General features: G+C 41.4%; 9 protein-coding genes. 6 read left to right on the top strand and 3 right to left on the bottom strand.

Translation table 11 applies throughout. The annotated features are described in order from the left end of the window. Window positions 1-255 precede the first annotated feature (255 nt). Window positions 256-2,406: a GH92 family glycosyl hydrolase gene (locus ASF92_RS09165; RefSeq protein WP_056091331.1), complete on the top strand. Its 2,151-nt coding sequence runs from the start codon at window positions 256-258 to the stop codon at window positions 2,404-2,406. Window positions 2,407-3,236: 830 nt separating this feature from the next. On the opposite strand, the gene uvrA is transcribed toward ASF92_RS09165, so the two are convergent. After that, entirely contained in the window at window positions 3,237-5,741 is a 2,505-nt protein-coding gene (uvrA, locus tag ASF92_RS09160) for an excinuclease ABC subunit UvrA (RefSeq protein ID WP_056091328.1), read from the bottom strand. A 340-nt stretch (window positions 5,742-6,081) separates the two neighbouring features. On the opposite strand from uvrA, the gene ASF92_RS09155 reads away from it, so the two are divergent. Then, window positions 6,082-6,279 (top strand): DUF3253 domain-containing protein, encoded by a 198-nt coding sequence (locus ASF92_RS09155; protein WP_056091324.1) that lies wholly within the window; start codon window positions 6,082-6,084, stop codon window positions 6,277-6,279. A gap of 195 nt (window positions 6,280-6,474) precedes the next feature. Here the strand turns inward: ASF92_RS09155 and ASF92_RS09150 are convergent, their stop codons facing one another. After that, window positions 6,475-7,173, bottom strand: a complete 699-nt coding sequence (locus tag ASF92_RS09150) for a hypothetical protein (RefSeq protein ID WP_056091321.1) — start codon at window positions 7,171-7,173, stop codon at window positions 6,475-6,477. Between the two features lie 880 nt (window positions 7,174-8,053). Here ASF92_RS09150 and ASF92_RS21535 point away from each other — a divergent pair. Next, window positions 8,054-8,128 carry a hypothetical protein gene (locus tag ASF92_RS21535; RefSeq protein WP_304438250.1) on the top strand — a complete coding sequence of 25 codons (75 nt, stop codon included), beginning with the start codon at window positions 8,054-8,056 and terminating at the stop codon, window positions 8,126-8,128. 88 nt (window positions 8,129-8,216) lie between these two features. Here the strand turns inward: ASF92_RS21535 and ASF92_RS09140 are convergent, their stop codons facing one another. Then, on the bottom strand, window positions 8,217-10,454 hold the full coding sequence (locus ASF92_RS09140) for a hypothetical protein (protein ID WP_056091317.1): 2,238 nt from the start codon (window positions 10,452-10,454) through the stop codon (window positions 8,217-8,219). Window positions 10,455-10,709: 255 nt separating this feature from the next. Between ASF92_RS09140 and ASF92_RS09135 the strand changes: the two genes are divergently transcribed. The 3 genes from ASF92_RS09135 to ASF92_RS09125 all read left to right on the top strand — a co-directional run bounded on the left by ASF92_RS09135 (window position 10,710) and on the right by ASF92_RS09125 (window position 13,483). Continuing rightward, window positions 10,710-11,231, top strand: coding sequence for a polymorphic toxin type 8 domain-containing protein (locus tag ASF92_RS09135; protein ID WP_056091313.1), 522 nt, complete (start codon window positions 10,710-10,712; stop codon window positions 11,229-11,231). A 140-nt stretch (window positions 11,232-11,371) separates the two neighbouring features. Continuing rightward, complete coding sequence (locus ASF92_RS09130; protein ID WP_157263796.1) at window positions 11,372-12,322, top strand: hypothetical protein; 951 nt, start codon at window positions 11,372-11,374, stop codon at window positions 12,320-12,322. Window positions 12,323-12,514: 192 nt separating this feature from the next. After that, window positions 12,515-13,483 carry an NAD(P)H-quinone oxidoreductase gene (locus ASF92_RS09125; RefSeq protein ID WP_056093213.1) on the top strand — a complete coding sequence of 323 codons (969 nt, stop codon included), beginning with the start codon at window positions 12,515-12,517 and terminating at the stop codon, window positions 13,481-13,483. The last annotated feature ends 155 nt before the right edge of the window (window positions 13,484-13,638 follow it).

The following is a 13,638-nucleotide window of genomic DNA, read 5'->3' as shown; positions in this document are numbered from 1 at the left end:
GTCATTTCGAACTTGTGGAGAAATCTTTTAAATGGCTTCTATTATAAAGATCTCTCCATTCCGCTGCGCTCTATTCGAGAGGACGGTAAATATACTCGTCAATTCGAACTTGTGGAGAACCCGAAGGCTTTGCGAGCAAAATCTTTGAAGTGGAGACTTAATTAAACGATTTAGTGTAACGTTAATGCTATTTTTTATACCCGGAACTATAAATTTTTATATTTGATATAGTAAGCAGAATATATATCGAGAAGCATGAGTATCCTTAAGAAAAATTTATTTAGTTTAGCCATCATGTTGTTGATTGCCTTAACAGCAAAGAGCCAATCCACAGGCAACTACACCAAATTTGTAAACACCTTTATTGGTACTGCGCCGCTTACTGATCCTAAAATCCTCGGTTATGAATTGCCCAAAGGATGGCGTTCCTGGGCGGGATTAACTTTTCCAGGCAGTTCTTTGCCAAACGCAATGGTACAACTAAGCCCGATGACGGAGTACGGCTCAGGAGCGGGTTATGAATATGAAGATTCCGTTATCTATGGATTTACGCATACAAACAAAGGCCATTGGAACCTCTGCAACATTCCCATTTTACCCATGTCGAATCCGGGGGCTAAATTTGGTTCCAGATTTTCTCATAAAAATGAAAGTGCTGCACCAGGTTATTACCAGGTTTACCTGGACGATTACCAGGTGAATGTCCGTTTAACGTCGACCTTAAGGGCTGGTTACCATCAATATGAATTTAAAAATAAGGCCGACAGGCATATCCTTTTTGATATGGGGAAGGCCAACAGTCGCGTATCCACCTGGACGATAGAGCAGGATGGAAGTAACGCCATTAAAGGCTTCCAGGGCGGTGAAAATGTTTATTTCTATGCGATTTTAAATACTAAAATAGATAAGCTCGATAAAACAGAGGAAGGTAAACGCAGCGGCTATGCCATTGCGCATTTAGCAAACGGAAATAATGGACCGGTTGAACTTAAAATCGGACTTTCGTTTGTAAGTACCGCCAATGCAAAAGAGAATCTACTCAAAGAAATCGGTAACAAAACCTTTAATGAAATTCGCAAGGAGGCCACACAGAAATGGGAAACTATTTTATCCTCCATACAGGTAAAAGGCGGAACGGCAAAACAAAAAGTGATGTTATATTCCTGCCTCTACCGCTCCTTTTTATGGCCGGCCTTACGCAGTGATGTCAGCGGCGAATATACCGATGCAAATAGACAAGTGGTTAAATCTGATTTCAGGTATTATACGGAACCTTCCCTTTGGGATACTTATCGTAATAAGGATGTACTTCTTGGCTTAATATCGCCGGATGTTACCCTCGACGTCATTAAATCGATGAAAGATGTAGGTGATAAAAAAGGATTTATCCCGACGTTTTTCCATGGCGACCATGGTTCCTCTTCTATTGCCGGAGCTTATTTGCGTGGCATTGATAAGTTTGATATTAAAGCTACTTATCAGATCTTATTAAAGAATGCGAATACACCTGGAGGCGCCCGCCCGCATGTGGAGGAATACATTAAGAAAGGCTTCATCTCAGAACCGGACATTAAAAACCCACAGGTGGAAACTAAAGCAAGTGCCGGGGTTTCCAAAACTTTGGAGTATTCCTATGATGATTATTCAGTTGCCCAAATCGCAAAGAACCTTGGCGATACGGCGAATTACAAGATTTTAATGGCAAGATCGAAGAACTATAAAAACATGTTCGACCCTTCCACCCGTTTTATGCGTGGCAAACTGGCCGATGGCAGCTGGATAAAGCCTTTCAATCCACAATTCCCTTATTACGAATACATGTACAGGGAAGCGAATGCCTGGCAGGTATCTTTTTATGCGCCACACGATATGAAAGGGCTTATTGAATTGTATGGTGGCGCAAAGGGTTTTGAATCCAAACTCGATTCCCTTTTTACAGTTCCCTGGAACCCGAATTACATCGCCAGAAATGTAGAAACGATGATTGGCCAATATTGCCACGGCAACCAGCCCGACCATGAAGCACCCTTTGCTTATCACTTTATTGGAAAGCCCGAAAAATCTCAAAAGGTTTTAGATAATATTCTGAACAATTTATACGGAATCGGCGATGATGGATTGGCGCTATGTGGCATGGACGATGCCGGTGAAATGTCGTCCTGGTATGTGTTTAGCGCCTTGGGCTTGTATCCATTTTCTGCTACCGATGCAGAATACCTGGTGACTGTACCCTTGTTTGATGAGGTAAAATGGCGCAGCAATAATGGCAAGTACATTACGATTTCCAAACCTGGAAAGGGGAGGGATATGACCAACATTAAAGTAAATGGAAAGGATATAAAAGGTTATTTTGTTTCCCATGATTTGTTTAAGAATGGGGGTAAGATGGAGATAGTAACGAAGTAAGGTTCATTTTTCGTTGCTCGTTTTTCGCGCGAAGGCTGCATCCTAAAGTATATTGCAAATTGAAAGCCTTAGCGATAAGGCCTTTTTACTATAGCCGTCATTTCGACCTTGTTGAGAACCCGAAGGCTCTGCGCAGCGAATCTTTAAAGTGGATTCTAAAAAGATCTYTCCGTTCCGCTGCGCTCCWGTCGAGATGACGAACTGAGGGCTGCGCYTCATCCGATTTTATCGGATCGAGAGKATGAATTTAGARTTGCACTCTTATCGARAAAGTTAAATTCATTAACGTCATTTCGACCTTGTGGAGAAATCTTTTGAAAAGTAACACTTTAGAGTTATGTATGAAAGATCTCTCCGTTCCGCTGCGCTCCTGTCGAGATGACGAACTTAAATTCATTAACGTCATTTCGACCTTGTGGAGAAATCTTTTGAAAAGTAACACTTTAGAGTTATGTATGAAAGATCTCTCCGTTCCGCTGCGCTCCAGTCGAGATGACGACTTTTTTGACCATTCCGCTGCGCGCTAGTCTCCGCTCGCAAACAGCCATATCTAAACTTATCAGGAGCAATAGAACCACGACAAATTTGTACGAAAAAGGTCCGCGGCTGCTGAACGCAAAAGAACCATGTTGTGCTGGTGAGAGTTTTTAACTCGTACCAATATAAAAGCCATAGTTCTGAAATTTGGAATTCCCGACCCTGCTTTAAGAAAGCTGAATTTATTCAGCTGATTTTTAGTTCTTGAATATATGCGTCAGAAATCACTATAATTTAAGCTAATATCGATACGAGCTATAAGCTCGCACCAGCTTGGGTATTCTGATGGTCGATTACTGGTTTTTATACGCTTTAAGATAAGGAGCAGTTTTACTATCCGGGTTTTTGCATAGTGTTTCAGGAAGTCCTGCAAACACAACTTTTCCGCCAAGATCGCCGGCTCCTGGGCCAATATCGATTACCCAATCGCTTTGTGCAATCAACTGCATATCGTGTTCCACTACAATTACCGTGTTTCCGCTATCTACCAGCCTGTTTAGTTGCAAGAGCAGCCGCTCAACGTCTGATGGATGGAGGCCGGTGGTGGGTTCATCGAGGATGTAAAGCGTATTGCCTTTATTACTTTTTTGCAGCTCTGTTGCTAATTTAATGCGCTGGGCCTCCCCACCAGATAGTTCCGTTGCAGACTGTCCGAGCCTGAGGTAAGCAAGGCCAACCTCCCGTACGATATGCAGGCCCTGGTAAATCTGTGGGTCTTCGTCGAAAAAGCTGCAGGCTTCCTCAACCGTCATTTCCAAAACCTGGGCAATATTTTTTTCTCTATAGGTAACTTCTAATGTATCGGGGTTATACCGGGTACCACCGCAGGCCGGGCAGGGGCTGTACACACTTGGCAGAAAGAGCAGTTCTACCATGACAAAGCCTTCACCCTGGCAATTCGGACAGCGGCCTTTTACAACATTAAAGGAAAAGCGACCGGCATCATATCGCTTTTTTTTGGCCGATGGTGTGTCGGCAAAGCGTTTGCGTATGTGATCGAAAAGCCCGGTATAGGTAGCAAGATTTGAACGGGGTGTCCTGCCAATTGGGCGCTGATCGACAACAACCATCCTGGTAATTTGATCGGCTCCACCGATAATTTTCCCGCCGGCTGGTTGTGCGTTATCAAGCATAGGAACTTCGCCTGTAGATTCTTCGGGCAGTTCAGTCTTCGTTCCCAACTGTGTTGAAAGCAACTCCACGAGTACCTGGCTAACCAGACTGCTTTTTCCAGAACCCGAAATTCCGGTTACACAGGTCATCACACCAAGCGGAAAGTCGACATCTATATTCTTTAAGTTATGCTTTTTTGCTCCGCGGAGCTTAAGTTGTCCGGTGGCTGTTCTTGGCTTGTGTTCAGGGTTACTGGCAGTACCCGATAGATATCTTCCGGTAATGGATTTCGTGTTTCTCTTTAAACCTGCAACCGGACCACTGTACATAATTTCCCCGCCTTGCGCACCTGCACCGGGTCCGACATCAATAATCCAGTCTGCCCGCTTAATCACCTCTATTTCATGTTCCACGACAAAAATACTGTTCCCTGCACTTTTTAATTTCCCGAGGATACTCAATAAGGCTTCGGTATCTGCAGGGTGTAAACCTGCGGAGGGCTCATCAAGAACATAAACCACACCAAACAGGTTGGAGTACACCTGGGTGGATAGACGCAATCTTTGTAATTCTCCGGGAGAAAGGGTGGGGGTACTTCTATCAAGGGTAAGGTAGCCTAAACCAAGCTCCAGCGTTACACCGATTCTGGCAAGGATATCTGCAGAAATTCTTTGTATAACCAACTGCTTTTCTTCGGATTTAACAAGTTTTTCGTTCCTGGCAGTTTCACTAAACAGCTTCGAAAGTTCAAGAAAGGTCATTCTGGAAGTTTCTGCAATATCTCTGCCTTTAAATTTCACAGACAGTGCCTCTTTTTTAAGGCGCTTACCAGCACAATCCGGGCATACCTTGCTAAGCATATATTTTGAAACCCTTTTTTTCATCAGTTCAGACTGGCTTGATGAAAAGGTTTTCAATACGTAAGCCCGGGCACCAATGAAGGTACCCATATAATCCGGCTGGCGTTTTTTTGCAATTGCCAAAGCGGTTTCTTCCGGCGAAAGGCCGGGATAAACCGGGGCTGTAGGGGTTTCTTCTGTAAATAATATCCAATCCCTTTGCTTTTTTGGTAATTTTTTCCAGGCAGTATCTACATCATAGCCCATGGATACTAAAATATCCCGCTGGTTTTGCCCCTGCCATGCCCTCGGCCAGGATGCAATTGCACCCGCCCTTATGCTGAGCGTATCGTCGGGTACCATCGTCTCTTCCGTGACTTCAAATACACTGCCCATACCATGACATGCTTCGCAGGCACCTTCTGGCGTATTGTAAGAAAAGCCTTCGGCATAGATAATGGATTGACCAGGTGGATAGTCTCCGGCCCGCGAAAAAAGCATTCTAAGTAAGTTGGATAAAGTGGTTACGCTGCCAACCGAAGATCGGCCTGAGGCTCCGGAACGCTGCTGCTGTAAGGCAACCGCCGGAGGCAGCCCTTCGATTGAGTCCACTTCGGGAACACTCATCTGGTTAAAAAGCCTGCGTGCATAAGGTGAAACGGATTCCAGGTAGCGTCGTTGCGCTTCAGCATAGAGTGTACCGAAAGCAAGAGACGATTTCCCCGAACCGGAAACGCCCGTAAATACAACAAGTTTATCCCTGGGAATCTCAAGGGAAATATTTTTTAAGTTGTGTTCCCTTGCACCCTTTACCCTGATTACATTGGATTTGTGCTCTTTCGCCATCGCTTATTTTTATATACCTTAAGCAACAGAAATTAGCAGTGTAGGTTTTGGGAAATCTGAAATCACTATACATTCATTTCTGCAGGTTGCAGCTGCGATACCCTGCTTTAGAATTCTAATTTATTCAGCTGATTTTAGTTTTTTGAATATATGCGTTGAAAATTGATATTATTCAATTTGGATAGGAGCAACGAGCTTGCAGCACATTAGGGTATTAATTTTTTGAATATATTAGTCACAAGCGAGACGCTTGTGCCAGACGGTTTCTTCAATTTAGCTAATAAAAAAATAAATAAATTTGAGACCTCGTCGCAGACGGAGACGCATAAAATTTAAGTAGATGTTAAACGATAACAAAAATGTTGATTTACAGGAAGATATATCAACGATGATTTTAGCTGTTGCAATGCAGCGGGGCGCTGAGAAAAGTACCTGCCCGTCTGAAATTGCCCGCCTGTTATTTCCTGATGACTGGCGAAAACATATGAAAGATGTAGTTAACTTGAGATGGCGATATAACAGGCCGGTGAAAAATTAACCTGGGGCTGACTGGATTTAAAAAATCTTTGTTTGGATATTTTCTAACACCATAACGCAAGCGAACAGTTTGGTTTTAAATTATTTAGTCAAAAATTCCATAGATAAAAATCAAGCGGGTATGCTGCTGAACGACTGCTTGATTTTAATGAATTACCTTTGTCCTGACTGAGAAGTTGGACGTGCTGGTTTGGGATCAACGCCTTCTTTTATCATTTGCAATACTAAAGGCTTTGGTTTCTGTATAGTTTGACTTTTTGCCATTATAGATTGTATTTCTATGGGTAATGTTTATTTTTAAAGGTATTGGATTCAATAATTTAACCCGATGAACCTTATCCTTACCTTTGTTCAAGGTAAAGTCTATGCCAAATGGTATGATTAACAAACTTAGCGAAATAAATGAAAAAATCATAAACTGATGGCATTTAAATCTTTGGTAAGTTTTTGTCTTATTATTGTTTTGGTTGATGTCCGAACCAGCTATGTAGAGTTGTTTGAGATTTTCATCTAAATCGGCTTGTGCTGCTTTTTGGACTTGAATCGGATTTAAGCCCCCTTGTCCATTATAAAAAGCTACCGAGCTGATAAAAAACTGATCTAAAGAGGTCATCTCAGGAAGATACGCATAGTCGTAACCGTTATGTAGATCGGAGAGCGCCTTGACCAGATGAAAAATTGACCGACCCAAAAAAAATATAGACAAAATGCAGAAAAAAGAAAATGTGATACTTAGTAGCGGATGTCCAAGAAATTCAAAGTTTGAACTTGCATAAAGTATACCCGCTACCAAAGCGGTTAATATACCAATGGGAGTAGAGAGCGAACTGTTTATTTCATTTTTCCGCTCTAGCGTGCGGTCGTACTGATCCTTGTAAAATTCATCGTTTGCCATTGTTGAGTGTGTTTGGTTTAGAAATTGGTTCTTCTCTCCGGTAGGACTATTCGCCGTAAAAGAAATTTTAATTACTGAAATTTACTTATATTTTTAATTATTTGATGATTAAATCAGCAAAGTGTCGCTGGCAAAGTGTCATAGGGTAATGTTGCCATGATGTGTATGTTTTGTTGGGCATAAGAATTGATCTAATCACCAATTTTTATTAATTGATACGCAAAAGGATAAAAAAACTCAGGCGTATCAAACCACGAAAAGTGGTAAATACAACTGCTTAGTCGTATTTTACCATAGATAAAGTTATCAACATTTTGTTCAGTAATAAGATTAGTATAGCCCATTGCCTCAATGCCGATGGCATTTCTATAATTACATTATTAACCGAATAGTTTATATAGCTTGGAGAAATGGTGATTGTATTTTAATTACTAATGTTATTAGTGATTTTGAATTCTATTTAAGTTTATGTAAATTGATAACCGAATCATTCATATGAACCAGGATGCTTTTTTGTTTCGGTTGAGGTGCGAAAAAACTCTTTTATCGCAAACTTGTCCGCTCGCTTAACTAATACAAGTTTTCGATTGTACTTAAAATATTTATTAGCATAAACTTTTCTTCAGTTTCGCTAATAAAAAAATAAATACATTGTAGACCTGCTCGCAGACGGAGACGCATAAATTTAGTCGTATGTCAAATGAAAAAAAAGTTGATTTACATGATGATATATCCGCGATGATTTTATCTGTCGCAATGCGGCGTGGCGCTGAGAAAAGTACCTGCCCATCTGAAGGTGCACGCCTGTTATTTCATGATGACTGGTGAAACACATGAAAGATGTGGTCGATGTTGCCATTGATTGCAGCAGCAAAATAAAGTGATCATCACCCAAAAGGGCGAACCCATTGATGTTGAACACATAAAGGGGCTCATCTGCATTAAGATTTTTTGACCTGAAACTACTCCGTGGATTGAGATAATTTTATTCTGATAAAATGTTTTTATAATACATACCTACAAGCTTATATTTTAGTTTCTTACTATTTTTTTTGGTTTAGTATTAAATTGAAAATATCTTTAAAGTTAAGATCATCCAATGAAGAGGAATTAGGTCTAGAAACCTCTGGTTCCTCCAAAACTTTTGAGAAAGAACTTCCCATTTCCTTTTTTAACAATTCCCGGTCCGTTTGGTTCCGGCCGAAACCGTGAAGGTAAGCTTGATAAAGCAGCCTAAGTGCCTCATCAATTTTTTCAGGATTTAGGTTCTGTTCGAAATTTGCGCAAAGGTAACAGCCGGCATAAAAATAAAACTTCTGATTGGTTCGTTTAAATGAATCATCAGGCTTGCTTTTGGCTACCACATAGCGGTTATATTTTCCGGTAAGGTATTCCAATAATCCACGGGTTGCTTTATTTTCGGCCCAATAGCTCTCGGAACCAATGTCGAATGATTGACTCACGGTGTCTGCTAAATTAAATTTATCTCTAACTAAAACCTCCAGTCTACCTGCAGGAGAATTTTGCGTATCGATCTTGCTGGAAATACCAAAGATGTGTTTGAACTTGCCAGGTACACCGGGCTTGTTGAAAATGAAATGGAAATGATCATTTGGTGAATCTTCTCGCTCCATATAAATCGAAAACCGGTTCGTGCCAGCTGTAGCCCGACCTTTATGGCAAGCCAAAGACTTTTCATTCCGCGTCTTCATCTTCACTAGACCCTGACCATCAATTGCTAGCGGAACCTTGTGTATAGCATGTTGCATCGTACTCAGCGAGTAAACAAAATAGGTTCCTTCATACGCAAAATCCTTCAACTCTTCTTTTTGAGCTGTATTCACTGGGGCTAGCGATTCCAGGTAATCATAGCCATAAAAGCCACTTAGAAATTTTATATCCTCCTTATTCAAAGGATCTTCAGCCGTCCATTCCTCAATTTTATCCACTGGTATTGCCTTAACTTTACTTGGAAATTCACGCTCGGAAACTTTTTTATCAAGTTGGCGCAAAACCATCCTACCAGCCGTCGGAATATCAGGATGATCCCGTTCTAATCCCGCATAAGTCGCAAAAAGTGTTTTTGTGTTTTTCTTGAAGCGTTTATCAAAGTAAATGGTGAAACGATAGGTATTGTCTTGTGGCATAAAATCCATGTAGGCAATCAACGCGAACTGCTTGGAACGCAGTGCCCGCATTCGACCAAGGTAGATAACATAACCTTCATCTTTGACCACAGTCATTGAAGCCTCTCCATTCTCACTTACCTCAAATAAGAATTTCTCAACCTGGTCTCCTTGTTCGGTAGGGCCCTTGCTTTTACGGAAATAGGTGCAGTAATACTGACCAGCATATGGTTGCAATGCTTTGATTTCATCAGTAGAGGGTAGCTGACCAACTGATTGCAGAATCTTATCTTCCCCATAGATCCTGCTTCTATAAAGATAACTATAAATTTCCGGGGGAATAGAACCCGATATAATACCCCTGTCTGTTAAACCTTCAGGCCGCTCACTTAATAGTACACGTCCTGCAACAGGAAGCTTCCGGTTCCCTCTGCGAACTGTGCTATATGTACCTGTAATTATTTTATTAGGAAAACTATTCGCATTGAAACTCAGCGTGAGGTTTATATGCAATGAGCGGGTCTCCGGATCCTCCATATACACGTAAAGAATATCTTCAACTTGGCTAATTCGGAATGATTTCAGGATCGAAAACCGTTCAATATCTTTTTTGGATAATAACAGCCTTAACCTAAAATCGAAGATTTCGATCTTGTCATCAGGTGTTAAGATATAATCAATAATTACCGAACCTTTTTTTACAGTCCTTTCAGTGCGATCAGCTTTTTCATTCCAATAATAGGAAATATATTGGGTAGACAGAAACTTTTTTTCTTCCAATGGCCAGGTATCTCCTGTGTAAACATTGATCTCCCAATTGATTTTTTCACAAAGCTTCAACATAAATTCACAAAGCTTATCCTTCGGTTTTCTTTTGAGGTCATTGTTTTTGCTGACCTGTTCCGCTGTTAAACGCCCATTATATTCTCCGGTTCCGGCTGCTTTGAACTGACCAGGATTAGGGTCTCTTAAAGTCCGGAGCCACCTATGGATCGCAGATTTATCAAGTTCTAATGAATCCATTAATATTTCGAAGCTGGGTTTGTCATTATAACCCTTATGTTTGAGCACCGACGAAAAGATATCGTAAATGGCAATTAAATCGTCTGGATGATAGCTTTTTAAAATGTTCAGATTTTCCTGTCGAGTTCTCATGAAAAAAATATTGAGCGTTAAATATGTGGTTTATTGTAAGCAATATAGGTTCTATTCAGCAGAATTAAAATATTTATCATAAACCGCGCAAAATCAATCTAACAAGTGAGCGGTGAGAAGCACTGTTTCTGGATTCTAATGTGCATATTCATCTATTTTGTCTTATCAAAGCGACTAAATGAAAGGAGGAATGCACAGAAAAACCTAAAACAATCATTGCTAAATAACCAAAATTCACAACCAAAACTAAACGAAATGAGCGCACAACTTTTAAAATTCCTGTTTACTTTACTTACTGTTTTATTTATTGCTGGACCACAGACCAAAGCGCAGATGCGAAGCTCCGGCTTTGTCCGCGGTAAAGGCCTGTTTGGTAGCGCCGGTGCCGCAACCAAAACAACTAAAATTACCCCATCGAAAGTGCAGGATATGTTTCCATCAAACGAAAAGATGTTTGATGATAAACCAACCAAAAGTATGGGACGGAACGGTAAATATAACCGAATGAAAGTACTGATGGATGATCCAAAAACTCCGGGTAGCCAACGAGGTTGGCTTAAGCAAGAGCAAAACGCAGTGAAAAAGGGCAAAAGGACAAATATGCGTATGCCCATTGGCTATGATCTAGCCCATCCCCGTGGATTGGAAGCCCAAAAAGGCTACGACCACCGCAAGTCTAAATTCCAGTCGCGCGATCTGCATCGCATGCAGCATAAAATTGATAAAGGCGGGCGCAAACAGGTGACCCAAGCGAAAGCATTGGAAAGCTATAACTAACACCAACTATCACGCACCGGCGGGGGCAATGACTCTGCCGGTTAATTTTAATGCCCGATTTTAGAAATAAGTACAGATCCCCTGATGATTGAAATGGATATCAGATAAAACATAACATATATAACGAAGCCAAAACAATTATGAAACCCTATTCAATTCTTATCGCCATCACTTTGCTAAGTACCATTTGTTTCGCACAAACAATGAACCTTACCGGGCACTGGACTGGCTTGCTTGGTCAGTCGGACAAAACCTACGATTTTAGTATGGAAGTGGATATTACACAGCAAGGCAATCTCTTTAAAGGTATTGCCAGATATGTTACAGGAGACGGTCACGAAAAATATGCAATTTACAATATATCAGGAAAGGTCACTGGAAATGAAGTGAGGTTCGTAGATCTAAACATCACTGATGAAAACAGCAATACCAATGGAACTTGGTACTGGTGCAAAAAGATCGGAATTGCTAAGCTTAAGCGAGTAGGAGATAGTCTTATTATCTCAGGAACATGGGAGAATGATAATTATCAAGTCTATTTTGGAAAAGAACTCAGACAGGGCTATGGCTGCGCGCCGGGTGTTTTTAAATTATCACATTATAGCCCAATAAAAAAAACAGAGCTAGTTCGAGTTGCCATAAAGCCCGTTTTTAAAACAGTTGAAAAAAATAACGAGAAAGTAAAACTGCAAATAAAAAAAGAGACACTTTTAAAGACCGCTCAAATCGCTTCGAAACGGAATACTAAGCTAAAGACCACCATTGAAGTGCAGAGTGATAATATCCAACTGGAATTCTATGATGATAACCAAATTGATGGCGATACCATAACAGTCTATTTTGACGGGAAAGCGCTTATCTATCAGAAAGCTTTATCTTTCAGTCCGCTGAAATGCAGCCTTAAAATCCAAAGGAATACCGATCACGAACTCATCATGTTTGCAGACAACCAGGGTATTTTCGGAGAAAACACCGCAAAACTTGTCATTTATGATGGTAGTCAGGCAAGGGAGGTTAGCATGCATTCTAATATGAAAGAAAGTCAATCACTTATCTTCAGGCGAAATGGAGCCGTAGTAAGAAAACCGTAATTTCCAGATCAATACTCGTTAGCATTAGTATATAGTTTTTTGTGCGTCCTGAAGAAGATATCGAACCTGGAGTCAAATTTCGGACGGATTATTGCAGCTGGAAAACACCAAGACTTTTGTCCTAACGGAAAAGGTGAATCATAGGTGAAGCTTACAAACCGGAACAACGTGTTAAACCTTAAATTAAACAAGATGAAAGCAATCGTTATAACATCGTACGGAAGAGCGGATGTTCTGCAGGAGCGTGATTATCCAATTCCAGTGGTTTCCGGCGATCAGGTATTCATAGAGGTGAGGGCAGCAGGCCTGAACCGATCGGATGTGGCTCAGCGTGAGGGAAAATACCCGGCTCCGGCAGGTGTATCCGCTGAGATTCCAGGTCTTGAAGTGTCGGGTATCATTGTTGAAGTAGGACCTGATGTAAAAGATTTCAAAATTGGCGATCAGGTTTGCGCTTTGCTTGCCGGTGGCGGCTATTCGGAATTCGTCGCGGTAGGCGAAGGCCAATGTTTGCCAATTCCGGAAGGCCTTACCTTTGCCGAAGCTGCCAGCCTTCCCGAAACCATCTATACCGTGTGGTCCAATGTTTTTCAGAGAGGTTCCCTTAAACCTGGTGAAAAGCTCCTGGTACATGGTGGCAACAGCGGGATCGGCATCACGGCCATCCAGCTGGCAAAAGCCCTGGGTTCTTCCGTCGTGGTAACTGTAGGTACTGAGGAAAAGGGGCAGAACTGCATTGAACTCGGCGCAGATGGCTACATCAATTACAAAACGCAGAATTTCGAGGATGAGCTTCAGCAAGAGGGCGTCGACGTTATCCTGGATATGGTTGGCGGGGATTATCTGTCTAAAAATGTTAACATATTAAGGCCTGAGGGGCGATTGATACACATTAATGCAGTAGGTGGAAACAACGTAAATCTCGACATCTGGAAGGTGATGACCAACCGCCTGACCATAAGCGGTAGTACTTTAAGGAGCCGGGATTACGCTTTTAAAAAGAAATTGACCTCGGAAATTAAAAAACAGGTCTGGCCATTGATAGAAAACAAAAAGTTCAGACCTGTTATTTTTAAGACATTTCCATTTTCAGAAGCTGCAGAAGCGCACCGCCTGCTTGAAAAGAGTACGCATACCGGAAAGATTATTCTGGTTCGGTAGGCCGAAAGGATATGCTGGAATAGCTTGCCTTAAATTCCTCCCTGTACCCATGTCATTAACTTAAGGAGAAAATGAAAAAACTTTGTCAGTCTGAGCTTCCCGATGAATCGGGACAAGTAGTCGAAGGACGAACGTTTTTTGTTCTCAACTATAAA

Origin of the sequence: Pedobacter sp. Leaf176 (assembly GCF_001424305.1) — a bacterium.
In the GTDB taxonomy this organism is placed as follows: domain Bacteria; phylum Bacteroidota; class Bacteroidia; order Sphingobacteriales; family Sphingobacteriaceae; genus Pedobacter.
The sequence above is the reverse complement of the archived record's forward strand: the minus strand, read 5'-3'. Positions and strand labels throughout refer to the sequence as shown.